Raw genomic sequence first — 18,509 nt, 5'->3', positions numbered from 1 at the left:
ATGGAGAAAAATATCAGGAATCTTCGGATCGGCGATGTATTAAAAGAATATGGGTATATCAACGAGGCACAGGTAGAGGCGGCCCTTGCTTATCAGAAGACACACCAGAATGTCCGTATGGGCGGCGCCCTGGTAGAGCTCGGATATATTACAGAGCAGCAGGTGATGGAGGCGCTGGCGCAATGCCTGAGCCTGAAGCTGGCGGATGTGTCCGGAATTGATGTGGAAATAGAGGCGGTGGAGAAGATCCCTCGTCCTCTGGCTGAAAAATATGAGATGCTGGCAGTGCAGCAGGCCGAGAATGTGCTGACAGTGCTGCTGAATGATCCGCTGAATTTTTACGGGATCGAGGATATTAAGCAGCTGACAGGCATGCAGCTGGAGATCCAGCTCTGTGAGTCGGCCCCGCTGAAAAATGCAATCCGCTATTATTATGCGGAAGTAGAGGCCAGGAATGCTGCTAAAATAGCAAACAAGAGCTTCGACAACCAGGAGATCGAGGAGCTGGATTTTCAGGAAGAGGGTGATGACGAAACGCCGGTTATAAACTTGCTGAACCGTCTGGTCAAGCGGGCCTACAGCACAAACGCGTCGGATATTCATATTGAACCCTTTGAGGATCAGACAGTGGTGCGTATGCGCATTGACGGTGTGATCGTGGATTATGTGACGCTTCAGAAAAGTCTGCATAGTTCTTTGATCGCCCGCATTAAAATCCTGGGAGATATGGACATTGCTGAGCGGAGGATTCCTCAGGACGGACACTTCCGGCAGAAGATAGAGGGTGAATATGTAAACATCCGTGTATCTATGATCCCAACGGTTTTCGGAGAAAAAGCGGTTTTGCGGCTGCTGAGCGGCAATGCGAAAATCGATTATCCGTCCACCTTCGGCATGCATGAGACGGATTTTCATAAGATGCAGGCGATGCTCAATTCCCCGAATGGGATTATCTATTTTACAGGTCCCACAGGTTCCGGCAAGACTACGACTCTCTACATGATCCTGGAGGAGCTGTCAAAGCGTTCAGTGAATATTTCCACGATCGAAGATCCCGTGGAAAAAAATCTGGCCAAGGTGAATCAGATGCAGGTTAATAATCAGGCAGGCCTGACCTTTGAAGCGGGCCTGAGAGCCCTGCTGCGCCAAGATCCGGATATTATCATGGTCGGGGAGACGCGTGACGTGGAGACGGCGTCCATCTCTGTCCGGGCAGCAATTACCGGGCACCTGGTATTTTCCACTCTTCATACGAATAATGCGGCTTCTTCGGTGATCCGTCTGGAGGATATGGGGCTGGAGCCCTATCTGATTGCCAGCTCAGTGGTTGGGATTATCGCACAGCGCCTGGTGAGAAAGCTGTGCCCGGATTGTGAAGAGGTGGCAGAGACTACAGAGGATGAGAAGCAAATGCTCGGTGAACATGTAAAAATGGTGCATAAGGCCAAGGGATGTCCGCTGTGTAATTATACCGGATACCGGGGGCGGATGGCCATACATGAAATCATTCAGATAGACAAACAGGTACGGAAAATGATACAAAACGGCGCTTCTTCAGAGGAGATTGAAGAATATGCCGTTGCGAACCAGGGGATGAGGACGCTGAAGGAATGCAGCCTGCAGCTGGTTCAGGAGGGAATCACGACAGTTGAGGAGCTGCGCAAGATCGCTTATTACTCATAAACGGGAGGATGGAAAGCGGATGATGGATTTTGAACGCATATTATATATGGGGCGTGAGCTGGAGGCATCGGATATTCATATGACGGCCGGCCAGCCGCTTCTGATCAGACAGCAGGGACGGCTCTGCGAAGCACCTCTGCAGCCTTCTCAGGAGGAAACAGAGGAGATGCTCTACGAGCTGTTAAATGAGGAGCAGAAGGAACAGCTCCGCCGGGGTTCAGATGTGGACTTTGCCTTCCAGACAGAGGACGGCAACAGACACAGGATTAACATCTTCCGTGAGCAGGATCACATTGCAGCGGCTGTCCGTCTGCTGAACAGCCATATTCCCACCCTTGCGGAACTGCACCTGCCGGAAAAACTCTATGAACTGGCATCAGAGCCGAGAGGGCTAATTTTGGTGACAGGGCCAACCGGAAGCGGAAAATCAACGACGCTGGCCGCCATGATTGATTATATCAACCAAAGGGAAGCCGTCCATATCCTGACGATTGAAGATCCCGTTGAGTATGTCTATACCAGGAAGCGGGCGCTGATTCACCAGAGAGAGGCCGGAAGGGACACGACAGATTTTGCCTCTGCACTCCGCAGCGCTCTGAGGGAGGATCCGGACATTATCCTGGTGGGTGAGATGAGAGATTATGAAACGATACAGGCCGCACTGACGGCTGCGGAGACCGGCCATCTCGTGCTGTCTACGCTGCATACCACGGGAGCGGCCCAGACAATTGACAGGATTATCGATGCCTGTCCAGTGGGCTCCAAGGATCAGGTGCGAATCCAGCTGTCAGGAGTGCTGAAGGGGGTAATCACACAATGCCTGATGCCTGTGGCCGGCAGCTCCGGGCGGATTGCGGCTACGGAGATACTGGTCGGGAACGACGCGGTAGCCAATCTGATCCGGGAGGGCAAGACTCATCAGATCGGCAACGTCATGCAGTCCGGCGGAGGGTTAGGCATGCATACGCTGAACGCGGATCTGGCAAGGCTGGAGGCTCAGGGATTTATCACAAAGGAAACCGCATTCCAGTACACAAATGACCGCAAAGAGCTGGAACAATATTTTTAACCGCAAAAAGAAACGGAACAGCATGAGCTGTTCCCAGGCCCTGAGGGGTATGAATTAAGGGATGAGCAAAGGTATGAGGACTGAGAAGCAAAGATCAGACAGAAAAATGAGCAGACTGGCAGGCAGTGGCCGCCGGGGGGGATTTACCCTGGTGGAACTGGTTGTCGTCATTGTGATCTTATTAATTTTGACTGGGGGCATTGTCATCGGTGTTATGAAATGGATCAACTGGTCGAATTTCAAACGTCAGAATGAATATGCCCAGACCATCTTTGTGGCCGCTCAGAACCAGCTGACGGAATACAGCGTTAACGGCCAGCTTCCCAGCCTGCAGGCCGCGCTTTCTGACGGGGGTGACGCGTACCGCAACACATTGGATGTCACGGCTCTTAAAGACTCCGACGGAAACAGCTATCAAATGTCTGAGGTATGGCCGGAGAGCAGCAAGGACACCACCAGGCCCAATGCATCCCGTTATCAGGGGACTATCTGTTCACTGATCGGGACCAGTGAGGATTATCAGGCGTATCTGGAAGGAACTGCAGGAGAAGATGCAACGCTTCTGTATGACCTGCTGTCTTCTTATCTGTATGACGTTTCCATTTTAAACGCCACTGTCTGCCTGGAATTCACTCCTGAGGACGGCCAGGTTTTTGCCGTGTTGTACAGCGATATCAGCACGGGATTTGAATATAATTCCGGAAATACCGGAACAAAGGGTAAGGTGGATATATCCAACAGAGAGACAGAATACCGGAAGGACAGGATGGTGGGCTACTACGGGGTGGATACTCTTTCCAGGGCAACCAGCACCCGGACGGAAAAACCATCGATCAGTGAAGTAAAACTGAACAACGGCGATACGCTGAACCTGTCATTTAAATTGAACAAGGTAAAAGCGGCCACCCAGGAATTGACCTATGAGGTCATTGTCTATGCCAAGGGAAGCAAGACTCCGCTGTTGGTACTTACGGTAGACGGGACACATTTGAAGAACGAGCTCTTTAAATCAGAAGTCTCCTGTGGTGTGACCAGATATAATTATGATGAAAACATGAAGAATCCGAGGGCTCAGAAGCTGGGGAATTATGATATTCCAGCCTGGGTGGAGCAGGACGGGACCATCCGCCTGATTCTGGACGCGGCAGATCTGGGAGCGACCAGTTCTCTCTATTATGACGCCTATACTGCACTCATGGATGATTCAGAAGATATCAGCCGGGAAGAGGGGCTGTCCCTTGATCTGCGTATGCTTCGGAGTACCTACAGTTTCCGGCGGTTCGGAGTGAGGACAGAGGATATTTACTGTACGGTACAGGGGTCCGGCACCTATTATAAGACTACGGCTAAAAAGCAGAGCAATGTTGAAAATACGTATTTTGGAAGCGCTCACATTTCGACTGCCGGCGGGCAGTCGGCGGCAGTTTATGCGGTCGAGAACGGACGTCATCTCTACAATGTCCGGTATATGGAAGATTATACGGATGATCAGCGGAGCCAGAAAGGGTATGAAGGTTTGAAAACATCAGACCAGATTACCTATCAGCTCACGGCCAATGTCGACTGGAAAGCATTTTCTGAAAGCGGAAGTCTCTATGAGACGAATGAATATTATGAAACCCATCCGGCGGCAGACAACAATTTTCCGTCCATCAGGCAGCTGCGGAGCTGTGCAGTCTTTGAGGGAAATGCCAAGGAGCGCGTAATCAGCGGGCTGTCGGTTACAGAATCGGCGAACAAGAAAGCAGGCCTTTACGGAGAGAAGAGCACGGGTGCAACCGGAGTATTTTTGGAGAATAAAGGCACCCTGAGAGAGTTTTCTCTGGACTGTATTCAGGTGGCGGGGACAGAGAAAACAGGCGCGTTCTGCGGTGTGAACAGCGGAAAGCTGGAAGGGCTGCAGACGCTCAGTTCAAAGCCTGATGAAAGTCCCAGCATCGTCACAGGAACCCTGGATGTGGGCGGTATTACCGGTGCACAGTCAGGAGAAGAAGAGGGGGATGAAGTCGTCTATGAAAGCCTTGTGAATAGGGCCTCTGTAATAGGTAACACCTATGTGGGAGGTATCATAGGCAGGATGGAAACCCTGGAGGATAAAGAGTTTCAGATAAAAGCCTGTAAGAACTATGGCCGCGTGGAGGCTGTCCGCGGCAGCTCAGATGCGCCTGACAGCGGCCGTTATATCGGCGGAATTGCCGGATACTGCAAGAATACGTCCGGGGAGACTTCCAGAGTGGAGATACGGGACTGCGTCAGCTCCCCCCAGTATACGGATGCAGAATTGAAAGCCTGGCTGGCGGAACCGGAAGGATTGGAACCAAAACTGAACGGCGTATATGTGGGCGGCATCGTGGGATATAACGATGGAGCTTCTGTCGCAGTGTGCCGGACGGAGAATGAAGAGGGGAAATCCGGCTATGTATTCGGCTATCAGTATGTTGGAGGAATCGCAGGTTTCAGTGAAGGCACGGAAGAGGGGATAGACGGAACCCTTTCCGGAGGCAAGAGCGGCGTTAATGAAGCGCATGTAATCGGTAATTCTTACGTGGGCGGTATTGTAGGCTGCAGTGCCGCTGTGGGAGGGACGGATCAAAACGGGATTGTCATTCCGGACCAGAGAGCCGATTATACCCTTCAGGTGAACCGCTGGATCAATAAAGGCATGGTGGCGGCGACAGGCAGTTATGCAGGCGGGATCACCGGCTATAATACCGGAAGAATTTTCGGCTGCAGCAGCGACGTAGACAGGAGCGGCATCATGGCAGAGCTGGCAGATCTGGCGGCAGGAGGCAATTATGCAGGCGGCATTGCCGGCTATAACAATGGGAGCCTGGGGAATACGCCGAGAAATTCATCCGGCATACGGGAATCCGGAAGCAAGGGGATTCTCTCAGCGGTCTGCTACGTGAACGGCGGCAGTTATGCTGGAGGGATTGTAGGATATAATGATGTGAATGCGGTCGTTGAGGATTATGAAGTGGCAGGAGGCTATATCCGCAGCAGCGGAAGCTATGTGGGCGGTTATGCAGGTTTCAATGCTTCGCTGGCATTTTTCATGGACGAAGACACCAGGGAAAGATCACTTCATTCGAATCCTAATGAGGTGAAGGGGAGATACTGCGTCGGAGGAACCATCGGCGGAAATGTAATTGCAGTCGGCGGCACGGACATATCAGCAGATTTCAAAACAGATAACTTCCTGGGCAAGCTGTCTGCCGACGCTTTCGCAGGGGGCTTTATCGGCTATAATTGTATTGTGAGCGGCGGAACCGGACGTGAAGCAATTCATGCTGCTGCTGACGCCAACATACAGGCATTTGCGGCTGCAGGGCTGGAGGAAGCTGCCGGATTACTGGCAGATCATCGGCTGGCAGGCGGAGACGGATGCCTGGTGATCCATGGACGGGAATCCTCTTCGGGAACACATACGAAGCTGGGAGAAATCACGGCTCGGATTTATGCAGGCGGCGTGGTGGGCTACAATGATGAAAATACGGCTCTTCATATACAGGATGTGACGAACCTGACCCCTGTGACGGCTACAAATTCTATAGTAAATGAGAAGGAACAGCCTGGTAGGCTCACATATACGGGCGAGAGCTTCCGCTATTCTTACGCGGGAGGAATGATCGGAAAAGTCGGACGCAAAGTGACTTTGGAGAACTGCCGGAATCAGGATGTGGGCGACGTGGTCTCGAGCGGGACCTACGAGGGCGGACTGTGCGAGGTCAATGAGGGCACGATTTTCAATTGTGCGGTATCCAGCATAGGAAGCGGAAATTCTGACTACGTGGGAGGTATTTCCGGCGTCAATAAAGCGGACGGAGTGATTAAACAGTCGTCTTTTGAAAAGGTGACGGTTACCGGAAGAAACTACGTGGGCGGCATTACGGCGGAAAATTTTGGAAGCATACAAAATATTTCTATGAAAAATTCTATCGTACACGCGCAGGGAACGGTGGGAAACGCCGGAGGTATTGCCGGGTATAATTACAGCGGCGCTCATCTGACTCTCAGTGAAGATATTCAGGGCATCATAGCCGGTTCCGGACAGAATATCGGAGGAGTTGCCGGGACGACAGAGGAAAACCTGGGTCTTTCAGAAAATGTGAATCAGGTGACGTTCAACGGCACTGTTACTGGAACCGGAAATGTCGGAGGAATTGCAGGAAACAGCCAGGCTCAGGAGGTGGCAGGTTTCTGTAACAAAGCGATCATATATGCCGAAGACGGCGACGCCGGAGGTATTATCGGGATTGACAGCAGCCAGAACGGAGAAATCCTGAACTGTGAAAACCACGGAAGTGTCTCCGCCGCCAGAAGCGGCAATGCAGGCGGAATTATTGGAGTAAATCAGGGAACTGTCAGCCGCTGCACGGATTATGGCTCTGTTTCTGCAGCTAACGGCATCAGCGGTGGAATCGCCGGTGTCAATGGCGGGAACGTCCGGGAATGTGCCGTCCAGGCGGAAAAGGAAACGCTCAGTTTTATGGGAAGAGATTTTGCCGGCGGCATCAGCGGAGTGAACAACGGCATCATTCAGGACAGCACTGCCGTGGGAATACAGATTACGAATCCGTCTGGAAGCGTCGGAGGCGCCCTGGGAGGAATAGCCGGGATCAATACAGGAACTCTCTCAGGCTGCCAGGCGGGAGGGCCGGGAAAGGAACTTTCCCTGGTTTCCAACGGTACGGATGTTTCTCTGGGAGGGATGGCCGGAAGCAACAGCGGTTCTATTTCAGGGACGGCTGCTGAATACAGCCGTGTCTACGCCACCCTTGCTTTTGTGCAGACAAATATGTCTTATTATGGGAATTTGGGCGGAATTGCAGGCAAAAATGAAGGCTCCATCAGTTATTGTGAATTTAACGGCAGCGTAGAAGGCACGGCGAATAATCCACAGAATGCTCCGGAGTACAACCCAAATACCGATTTCGAGACAAACGGGTCAGTAATCTACGGATATGGTGGGATCGTGGGTATCAATGGGGATTCAGAGGCCCCCAGTATGGCAGCCGTTACAGACTGTCTGGTTAATGCCGCCCGGATCACCGGCATGGGTGATCCGAACAATGTGGCGAATATCGGAGGCGCCGCCGGCGTGAACGGGCAGGGTGCGTCGTTGAGAGGAATCACTTTCGGCACAGGGGAAAAGACATATTCCCCGTTTAAAAAGAACAGCAGTAAACTCGATGAAATCAAAAAAGCGTCGGCCTGTGTATATATTGGAACAGAAAATAATACGGCTGCCTATGCACATACGGGAGGTATTGCCGGTCTGAACAGCGGGACGATTGAGGATATCGGCTATGACCACGCCGGTAACACCTGGTCCGCGGGCTGGGATGAAACCAGCTTGATTATAGAAAATTACAGAGGCCATGTGGGCGGTATTGCCGGCTATAACAGGAAGACCGGCAGGATATCCTGTGCGGTAACGGGAAGGGGCTGGGTGGTCTTCGCGCCCCAGAATGCCCAGGATAACGGCTGCGGAGGCATTATCGGATACAGCGCTTCAGAAAATGACACCTCCTATTGTATTAACCGTGCTACTGTTGAGAAGACAGTCTCTTCCTCCAATGGCGTGGGAGGTATTGTGGGCCGTCTGGAGTGTGCCACAGGCAGTGCATGGCAGATCAGCAACTGCCAGAATTACGGGAAAATACGTGGAACCGCCCGTGTGGGCGGCATGGTCGGGATCTGGAAGTATTACGGGGGCACTATTTCTGACTGCCAGAATTACGGGGAAATTTACACCGATGACACGGCGGGCTCCGCAGGTATCACGGGCATGCTGTATGACATCCGGTCGACCCCGGCGCGCATGGTGCGCTGTGAGAATCACGGGCTGATCCGAGGAAAACATGTGGGCGGCATTGTGGGCGGTTCTTATGGCGGAAGCAGCGTATATCTGCAGATAGAAGACTGCGTCAATACAGGCCTGATCCAGGCTGGCGGCCAGAGCGCCGGAATTGCCGGCGAGATCAGTAAATTTTCTGCCGGCTCCTATATCAGGAGCTGCAGGAACTATGGCTATGGGATGAATGGCGAAAGTATCAGCGGCATCACAGTGAACAGTGAAAATAACCTGACGGTCTCCAAATGTTTTGGAATAGCGGATACCGATTATCCGATTTCCGGAAAAGCGGGAGATGAAAGCAATTACTACCTCTCAGACGACGCGTCAGGCTCGACGGTGGTTTATTATGATAAAGACGGCAAGGAAACGGACCTGGAACCTGACGGCTTCTATGTCAGAAAAATAGAGGCGGCAGGCATTCAGAAACCGGAATACCTGAAGAAAATTGTCTGGGACACCAAGGGGCTGAACGACGGAGACAGAGCCTATTTCTCTAACAGCCAGTCGGGAACGGTTTCCATGTCTTATATCTTTACGTTCAATACAGCGATTGACCTGTCGGGTATGGATCTGTATTGGAACCGTGGAACGGATTACCGGGTGACTGATTATACAGTTTATTACAGCCCTTATACAGAGGGTGGGAGCTGGACGGCGGCTTCTTCCATGTCCAACGCTTCAACAGGCAATTTTGCTGCAGATTCCCAAGAAGTAATCAGCCTGGAGAAGACGGTAAAAGCCCGGAGAATCAGGATAGAGGTGACAAAATCCATCCGCAGGGGCGGAGCGGGTACGAACGCTTGTCTGATCCGCGCGCATTTCCGGGGGCAGGTGCTGGGAATAGACTATGATGGAAACCTGGGATATTTATCTGCCGATGGAGGTTCTCTCAGCTACGGAAAGTACGACGGGGCGGGAAGCAGCCTCACTGGCAGCAACAGCGGCACCGTCTGTACTTATAGGGGGATGGCATATGAGAGCTGTAAATATTCCGCTTCCTCAGGGAAGGATAAAGGCCGGGGGATGGCAGCGCGTGTGGAGCGGATGGGCTCCGGCGGCGGCTATCGGCTGGTATCCGGTTCCGAGAGCGACCAGATCACGATCGGCCTTCCTGGATTTTCCATAAATCCTCGGACGGCATTTGCTTCAGGTGACATAACTTCCGGAAAACTGGCTGCATTAGGAGATGGAGAGGATAATATACGCTATCAGGTTTTTATGGCGGATGATCCGTATTTTAACGTGGATGCCCATGAATCTGTTACGAGCCTTGGGACTCCTGCCGGAATAGTTATGAAGGATGCCGGGGGAGCCGTATACCAGGCAGAATGGGGAAGCGTTGCCGGCGCCGGTTTCTATGAATATCAGGCAGCCTATTATGGGGCGGACGGCACAAAGCTGGCGGAAAAACAAGACAGGGTATATACCACCCAGGCCCAGCTTCCTGTTACGGCAATCGGCGGCCAGGCGGTGAAGCAGATTATTTTCCAGGTGAGAGCTGGAGTTTCGACGCTGGATGAAGGCGGCAGGCTGACGGAAGTCTGGTCACCGTATTCCGCGCCTGCTGACCAGGCGGTTTTGGATGTGCTGCCTACGCCTCAGTATCATCTGGAGCTGGTGAGAGACAATGATACATTGAAATATCAGGCGTTTCTGGATAACCAGGAGGAATACAGGACATTCCTGGCATCCTGTGGTGCCGCGGACACAGAAGCTGTGCTGGAAAGCATTATGATTTCCATAAAGGCGGGGAATAAAGATATGTCCTTTAATGCAAAATCCGGAAAATCTGCCGCTTATTTTGACGGCAGTGAGAGCAACTGCCTGTTTTCAGCGGAAGCTGTCCACAGCGGGGGGAGCTACACAGGATCAGTGCGCCAGCTCCGGGAATCCATGGCTCCTGTTTCATCCAGCTATAAAAGTGCGGATGTTAATTTTGCCCAGGTGAGCCTGAAGCCGGATGCTGGGAACGGCATCGGCTTCAGGGGAATCACCTCGGATACTCTCAGCTATCAGCTGAAGATAAAGTTCACGAAATATGTACTGTATATGCGGTCTGAGCTGACAGCGCTGGATAAAGAGCTGGGAGTCCGGGTGATGCTGAGCAGTTCCAGCCTGCGGACTTCAGATACTACGACAGACACGGTGGCGACTTCCCTGAGCTCCCTGCCTGCACAGCTTCTTGATGATTCTGTCTATGCAGATCTGATGGTGAGAAGTTATCCGGCTATGATGTCCAATAATATCGTATATACCGGGCATGCCGTAGATATCAGTGGATTAAAATCAGAAGCCGGGGCAAAGGGGCTGTCCGGAGAGGAACTGAAAGAGCTGTATGTGTCAGCGGACGGTACCCTGACCAGGGAACCGACGGCGGAGCGGCTCATTCATAACGGCACTTTGGCTGATGGATATGTAATTGAACTGGCCTCAGATGGAAGCTATACGATCTACTACAACGCGCTGCTGGAGTACAACGGGTACAAAAATTATGATTATTCCGAAAGCGGGCAGAGCAAGCAGACACAGGTTATATATTACCGCCTGGCAGAGGAGAAGAAACTGGTAAAGGCTCCTCAGATTCATATTAACGATCATGCCGGAAACGGGATTGACGGAGATCCTAATGAAGATCTATTGAAAATCACCTGGGATCTGGAAAAACAGGGCTATGAAAATGAAGACGGCAGTTATAACTATCAGAAGGGGGCCGTGTACGATTATCTGTTAACAGGCTATACGGCAGACGGAACAGCGGTCCAGGCAGGCAGCGGTACCTATGTCACTGGCACGGATGGAGATAATGAATTATCTTATGATATTTCTGCCTGGAATTATAAGCGGGTGACAATCTCCATCAGCAGGCGGGGAGAAGCGGGCCAGAATGATATGACTCTGGTATTTCCGGCAGGTTCTGTTAAAGTCTGTGAATTGAAGCTGCGTTTCTCACAGATTGCGAAACCGGTGGTGTCTCTGCATAGAAATGAAGCCGGAATAGTTGAAAAGAATTCCCTGATCTACGACATTACCTGGGACGGAATCCCGGAGGGTGAGAGGAGCGAGCTGTCTGCCTATCAGGTGCTGGTAAACCGTTCCGATGCAGATACCGTTGCTGAAGTTGAATATGCTGACCAGGCTTCATTTGAAGCTGCGCTGCAGAAGCTGCGGACATTATACGGCAGCAAACCAGGCGTAGAGCTTGAAGAAACTCCGGATCAGGCAGTTTACAGATGGCAGGAGGAGGCTGACGGAAATTCTGTTCTGAAAACCATGACCATACGCTGGGAAGCTTCTGCAGAGGCGGGGAACTGGAAGCTTGTGAGAAATCTGGAAGAAATCTGGGAATTCCCGGCGTCCGGCGAGGCGGGAGATGTGATGACCCGCATGCTGGATCTGAATGATTACGCCCGGGGAGAAATGATCGATATCTCTGTCAGGGCGATTGCGGCAGATCAGGCGGCAGTGTACCGTGACGGGTCTGAGGGAGTAGTGCGGACCATGACGCTGCCCAGCCGGTTGGATGTGCCGGATGTGGAGGAATTGACGGGGAGTCCGTCTTATTACCTTCATGATGAAACGACGGCCGGACAGGAAGAGACATATGTAACCCAGGAATCGCTGGCGGCCGACGGCATTTTGCTGCAATATACGCCATTCGGTGAGAGCGGCGTGCTCCAGGGCAAATATGAGCTGGCGGCAGCGGTATTTGAGAACCGGGAAGAGCCTTCCTCTGAAAAAGTATCCTGCGGCGGTGACGGTGACGGGACGCTTCAGGGGTGCTGGGATGACGGAGCGCTGGTAACGCTGGTTTCTAAGGCGGACAGCGCTGCCATGAGCGGTAATTTCCTGTCGGCGGAATACAGCCTGAGGGGGATCTCTGCCGATTATGCGGGAAAATGGCTGAAAATTGCCATGAGGAGCGTATCTGACAGCAATGTGAGTTCCCTGTGGTCCGATGAGGATGAGACGGAGGAGGGAACGGTTAACTACCGCTGGATACAGATACCAAGAGTGCAGACGGAAACGCCGGAATTTGCTGAAGAGACAAAAACTCTGTATTACCGAGACGGCCAGTGGAACGGCGATTATTTCCAGACCGGAGCGGGAACGGACGACCTACCTGTGATACAGACTGCTCTGCGCTTTGCGGAACAGTTATATGCAGACAATTACCGAATACGGCTGGTGCGTTCGGCGGTCATTGCAGAGGGCTTAAATCTGCCGGAGCAATACACTGTCAGCGATGCGGACTGGATATATCTTGAAAAAACCGGATCAGGGAGTTACCGGGTATATTACGACTCCAGCTATGAAGGTTTCCATCCTGAGGAATGGCAGAACGCATCCGTTCCGGCTTGTTCTATGGATGATCTTGCCGTCTTCCTGGGAGATATAGGGCCGGGAGCCTCTTCTTATGTGGTTCTGCCCTACACAGGAACGGCAGACGAGTCGGCAGCAGATGACACAGCAAAAGTAAATACTGTGTCTGTACTGCAATGGGAGGACGGCGGATTCCGCCTGGTGCTGCCAGATGCGGAATCTGTGAGTGAGAGCGGTTACTATGATCCGGCGTTCCTGTTTACTGCATCAGTCTCAGTCCGGTCAGAGGTTACGGATGAGAACCTGTTGAGATACGAATATTCAGAAATAGAAAACTGGTACCGGAGCAGAAATTCTTCAGGAACCATAGAAACCGGGACAACGAGGCAGGAAGAGTATGCCGGCGCCCCGGCCGTAAGCCTCTGGCTGGAAACCTCAGGGCAGGTTCAGACGGCCTACGAGGTAAAAGCGGTATCCAACCATTGGCTGGTATGGGAGGTGGCTGTCACCGACGGGGCCGGAGGGATTTATACCCGAAGACGTCTTGGCGCTGCAGGAACCGGAACGAGTGATATTACCTCAGTGCTGTCACTGAGTGACGAGGAGTACGCGCTCTGGCAGGGCCATGTGCTGGAAGTTCGGGCAGCGTCCATTGAAATAGGGAACGGCGGAATCAGCCAATGGACGGATTGGATCAGTCTGGGTACGTTTCCGGAACTGGTGCTGAGGGCGCCGGTGGTAAACAGCACGCAGACAAATGAAGCTGTTGGCGTGCTGCAGGCTGCCGGAGGGGGAGAGCAGGCTTTGCCGGGTCTTTCAGGCAGACGGTACAGCTGGACAGCGGATCCGAAGGCATCCGGATACCATCTCTGGTTTGGCAGCCAGGAAGCATCGGTGGCCAGAATTCCCGGCGTGTATGAGCTGGGGATCTTGACGGCTGAAAATATAGACGGCGGTGAGATTTCTCTGCTCACGGTGTCTGTGACCCTTACGGTCACACAGACGGCGGAAGGGCTTAAATATGAGCTGACCATGCCGGCGGAGGAAATCTCTGTGGGCGAATCAGAGAACGTGAAGATTTTCCGTTTTACAGATGGAGTGAAGGTCCAGACGCTTCCGGAAAATGGTTTATACCATGGGGATATCTATGACAGCGATGCCGGATGAGATTATATGGACCACCTACGGGGCATAGAATGAGGGAGAGCAGGGCAGAGGAAAGGAGACAGGCGATGAAGGTAAATATCCGAAAGCAGAAAGATGGTTCGGCACTTCTCGGTGCGATCATCATTATGGCGGTAGTGATGCTGCTCAGCCTGTCTCTTCTGATGATCTCTTATTCCCTGTTCCATACGGCCGGGAAGCGGCAGGATGCATCCCAGTGCCGGGAACTGGCTCAGAGCCTGAGCAAGGCATTGGAAGAGGAGATCACGATTCCACCCTTTCAGTCTTACCAGGAACAGGAGGCTGCGCTGAACGAAGGAAAATATCCCCTCTGGTTCTATCTGCGCTATAATGTATGGCAGAGCAGCTGGCCTTATTATAATACGGAAGAAAGAGGACATACGGCCTCCTATGCCTGCAGGTATTTTACAATCACCCCGTCAGACGCAGGTATAGAGGGAGCGGAGCTTCTGGACGGCATTTCGGTGATGATTTACTGGGAAAGTGAATCAGGGGCTGAAGAAGCGGGTACGCCCCTGGTCATACAGGTGACCTGTGAAAAGGGCAGACAGAAGACGACCGTTACCTCTACCTATGAACTGATTGTGGGAAGTACAGATTATACAGACGCCCCCGGACCGGATGCAGGGACTGCCGGCGCAGAAGTGAATCCAAACGGGAATTCCATAGAAAATGAGAAGGCATGGAGCTGGAGCTTGAATATGCGGGAGTAGAAGGAGGAACATCATGAAAATAACAGCAAAAAAAAGAAGAAAAAATTCTACATCCGGATCTACAATGGTTGAGGTCCTGATTGCCTTTCTCGTTGTGATGGTCATGATTGTCATGTTTTCAAGAGTGGTGCTGACATCATCGAAAATGCTGGTAACTTCGCAGAAAATGATTGAAAAGAATGAGAGCTTTAACGCCGGTTATTATAAAACAGCCAACCAGGCGGGGAGGCAGAAGCTGGAAGGCCTCAGCCTGAGCCTGGCTGTGGATGTGGAAAAGACTGCGGCGGGGAATAAGGCTAAGGAAATCAGCATCGGTTTGCAAAGTACAGGGCTTCAGCTCTATGAAGATGATGAAACCGGTTATCAGCTGTATTCCTTTTTTTCAGAAATTCATTGATGCGGCCGCAAAAAAGAGGCGGCAGTGAAATAGTTCAGATCAGCATAGGGATTGCGGAGCAGGGTGATATGAGGATAAACAGAGAAGGCAGAAAAGTGAGGAAACATCTATTAAAAAACAGGCAGGGCGTCACTTTGGTGGAGCTGATAGTGGCGTTTGCTCTTTTATGCCTGTTTTTAACTGCTCTCAGTCAGGTGATTTTTTCCTGTATGAAAGTCTATTATCAGATTAAGGGGGTTACCTATGGATGCCAGGTGTCGGATACGCTTCTGGAGAAGATAACCGGTGAAATCGGGGGCGCACAGGTGAGTATTGCCCAGGGAGGCGCAAGCCAGGATAAAACGCTGAAGATCTATGAGAGCGGGCAGGTGATTGAACTGTATGACCGGACCGGCAGCCATATCTGTATCACGACTACGGGGGCTAAGGGAAAGATCCGGGATGACAGCGGAGACAATCTCTCAGGAAACCAGTATCAGGATACAGAAGACCAGCTGCTTCTATATTATTATGCGGTTCAGAGCAGTGCTCCGGGCTCTGCTTTGGGCACGGTGACCCGTTATGAAGCGGTGGACTGGAGTTTTGACCAGGCGGCATATATGGGATATTATATTGAAGAATTAAAGTTTTCCCAGGCGGATCCTTCAGGAGCTGAATATCCACCCAATATCATCCGGGTGGATCTGACGATCAATCATGACCGCTATGGCTCCTATAAGGCCGTCAGCTATATCGAATGCTATAATTTCTCGGAACCTTCTGATTATGACAAGATTCAGGAAGAAGCATAAAATGACAGAAGAAGAGGCGGCATCCGGAAGGATGGCCGCCTCTGAAAAATCCCTGTTAAGATTCCAAAACGATACTTAAGCGCGTTCTACTTTTCCGCTTCTTAAGCAGGAAGTACAAACGTACATTCTTTTGTTTCCATTCTCAGTCTTCACACGAACTGACTTGACGTTTGATTTCCACATCTTGTTGGATCTTCTATGAGAATGGCTTACACTGTTACCAAAGTAAACGCCCTTTTCGCAGATTGCACATTTTGCCATGATTGCACCTCCTTGACAATAAACTTGAGCCAGTCATTATATGGGCTCACAACATAAGTTATTCTACCAGATATAGACGTGTTTTGCAAGTACAAAAAATAAATTTTACAAGGTTTTTCATTTTCTTATTTCATTTTCCGCCATAATCGGTTATACTTAGATAGAGAAAAAAGCAGTGAAGGGAGCGTAAGACATGAAAGGTCGAATGAATACGGGATTGGGAGAAGTTGTCATTAATCCGGATGTCATCGCTACTTATGCCGGGACTGTCGCCGTGGAGTGCTTTGGAATAGTAGGCATGGCAGCGGTCAATATGAAGGACGGCCTGGTTAAATTACTTAGAAAAGACAGCATCAAGCACGGCATTAATGTTGTAATCAACGATAATAAGATTTCGCTGGATTTCCATGTTATCGTGGCGTATGGCGTCAGCATTTCCGCAGTGGCAGATAACTTGATTGGAAATGTAAAGTATAAAGTGGAAGAATTCACCGGAATGGAGACGGAGCATGTCCGTATTCTGGTTGAAGGCGTACGCGTCATAGATTGAGGTAAGAGGAGGAAACTTGTTGTGTCTGCAAATACAATAGATGCCAAATTGCTTGCGAAAATGTTTTTGGCAGGAGCTAAGAATCTGGAAGCTAAAAAGGAGTGGATTAATGAGCTGAACGTTTTTCCAGTTCCTGACGGGGATACGGGGACGAATATGACGATGACAATCATGTCGGCAGTCAAAGAGGTCAGCGCGCTGGAGAAGGCCACGATGCCGGACCTGGCCAAGGCAATCTCTTCAGGCTCCCTGCGGGGCGCCCGCGGGAATTCGGGCGTTATCTTATCCCAGCTGCTGCGTGGTTTTACGAAGGGTATCCGTAATTATGAAGAAGCGGACGCGCCTGTGCTGGCGGCAGCGCTGGTAAAGGCCGTGGAGACAGCTTACAAGGCAGTCATGAAGCCGAAGGAAGGGACGATCCTGACCGTTGCCAGAGGTATTGCTGACAAAGCAGTGGAACTTTCTGAGGAAAGCCTGCCTCTTTCCGACTTCATGAAGGAGATTCTGACACATGGAGAATACGTCCTGTCCCAGACTCCTGAGATGCTTCCGGTGTTGAAGGAGGCGGGAGTTGTGGATTCCGGCGGACAGGGCCTGATGACTGTGCTGCAGGGTGCCTATGATGCATTTATGGGCAAGGAGATCCGGTTGGATTTTCAGCCGGCTTCCGGCGGGTCAGAATTTGTGAAGGTCTCCAGAGAGACCGAAGAGGAGATTAAATTCGGCTACTGCACCGAGTTTATCCTCGTATTGAACAAACCGCTCAACCGCACAGAAGAGCTGGACTTCAAAGCCTACCTTTCATCAATCGGAGATTCGATAGTCGTGGTGGCTGATGAGGAGATTGTGAAAGTCCATGTTCATACCAACGATCCGGGTCTGGCCCTTCAGCGGGCGCTGCTGTACGGATCGCTGACCCGGATGAAGATTGACAATATGAGAGAAGAGCATCAGGAAAGAGTGATTAAGGATGCGGAGAAGCTGGCACAGCAGCAGGCTGCCCCGGTTCAGAAGCCGGAGAAGGAAGTCGGGTTTATCGCCGTATCCATTGGGGACGGCTTCGGAGAGATTTTCCGGGGGCTGGATGTGGACTACCTGATTGAGGGCGGACAGACCATGAATCCCAGTACGGAAGATATGCTGAATGCCATTGCTCAGGTCAATGCCAGGAATATATTTATTTATCCCAACAATAAGAACATCATTCTGGCGGCCAATCAGGCCAGGGAGCTGACCAAGGATAAGAACATCATTGTTATCCCTACGAAGACGGTTCCCCAGGGGATTACAGCCATCATCAATTTCGCTCCGGAAAAATCTGTGGAAGAGAACACGGAGATCATGAATGAGATGATCCAGACAGTACGTACCGGGCAGGTCACATATGCGGTAAGGGATACGCGGATTGAGGATAAAGAGATCCATCAGGGCGATATTATGGCGATCGGCGACCATGGCATCCTGGCTGTGGGAAAAGAAGTGGCTGAAGTGGCCAGAGAGACGGTGGACGCCATGATGGAGGAAGGCGCGGAGCTTATCAGCATTTATTATGGTGAGGATTTTTCAGAAGAAGAAGCAGAAAAGCTGGCTCAGGAAGTTTCTGAAAAATATTCTGACTGTGATGTGGAAGTGAACGCCGGCGGACAGCCTATTTACTATTGTATTATTTCAGTAGAATAA

9 protein-coding genes are annotated in these 18,509 nt (G+C 51.4%); 8 read left to right on the top strand and 1 reads right to left on the bottom strand.

All coding sequences use genetic code 11. The features are described 5' to 3' along the window. The 6 genes from H9Q79_RS05000 to H9Q79_RS04975 all read left to right on the top strand — a co-directional run bounded on the left by H9Q79_RS05000 (window position 1) and on the right by H9Q79_RS04975 (window position 16,018). Entirely contained in the window at window positions 1-1,683 is a 1,683-nt protein-coding gene (locus H9Q79_RS05000; protein ID WP_249329312.1) for a GspE/PulE family protein, read from the top strand. A gap of 19 nt (window positions 1,684-1,702) precedes the next feature. After that, a complete protein-coding gene (locus H9Q79_RS04995) occupies window positions 1,703-2,752 on the top strand; it encodes a type IV pilus twitching motility protein PilT (protein ID WP_330596927.1) in 1,050 nt (349 codons plus the stop codon). A gap of 73 nt (window positions 2,753-2,825) precedes the next feature. After that, window positions 2,826-14,099, top strand: coding sequence for a discoidin domain-containing protein (locus H9Q79_RS04990; RefSeq protein ID WP_249329311.1), 11,274 nt, complete (start codon window positions 2,826-2,828; stop codon window positions 14,097-14,099). Between the two features lie 65 nt (window positions 14,100-14,164). Further along, on the top strand, window positions 14,165-14,830 hold the full coding sequence (locus tag H9Q79_RS04985) for a hypothetical protein (protein WP_118644424.1): 666 nt from the start codon (window positions 14,165-14,167) through the stop codon (window positions 14,828-14,830). Between the two features lie 13 nt (window positions 14,831-14,843). Beyond that, window positions 14,844-15,227, top strand: coding sequence for a type IV pilus modification PilV family protein (locus tag H9Q79_RS04980; protein WP_249329310.1), 384 nt, complete (start codon window positions 14,844-14,846; stop codon window positions 15,225-15,227). Window positions 15,228-15,295: 68 nt separating this feature from the next. After that, window positions 15,296-16,018, top strand: coding sequence for a prepilin-type N-terminal cleavage/methylation domain-containing protein (locus tag H9Q79_RS04975; RefSeq protein ID WP_249329309.1), 723 nt, complete (start codon window positions 15,296-15,298; stop codon window positions 16,016-16,018). A 75-nt stretch (window positions 16,019-16,093) separates the two neighbouring features. Here H9Q79_RS04975 and rpmB read toward each other — a convergent pair whose 3' ends face one another. Then, window positions 16,094-16,279, bottom strand: coding sequence for a 50S ribosomal protein L28 (gene rpmB, locus H9Q79_RS04970; protein WP_118644430.1), 186 nt, complete (start codon window positions 16,277-16,279; stop codon window positions 16,094-16,096). Window positions 16,280-16,472: 193 nt separating this feature from the next. On the opposite strand from rpmB, the gene H9Q79_RS04965 reads away from it, so the two are divergent. Then, the gene (locus H9Q79_RS04965) at window positions 16,473-16,829 is read left to right on the top strand and encodes an Asp23/Gls24 family envelope stress response protein (protein ID WP_118644432.1); all 357 of its coding nucleotides are present in this window, start codon (window positions 16,473-16,475) and stop codon (window positions 16,827-16,829) included. Window positions 16,830-16,850: 21 nt separating this feature from the next. Then, window positions 16,851-18,509 carry a DAK2 domain-containing protein gene (locus tag H9Q79_RS04960; protein WP_249329308.1) on the top strand — a complete coding sequence of 553 codons (1,659 nt, stop codon included), beginning with the start codon at window positions 16,851-16,853 and terminating at the stop codon, window positions 18,507-18,509.

This window comes from Wansuia hejianensis (assembly GCF_014337215.1).
GTDB classification, from domain to species: Bacteria; Bacillota; Clostridia; order Lachnospirales; family Lachnospiraceae; genus Scatomonas; species Scatomonas hejianensis.
This window is presented reverse-complemented; position numbering and strand designations above follow the sequence as displayed.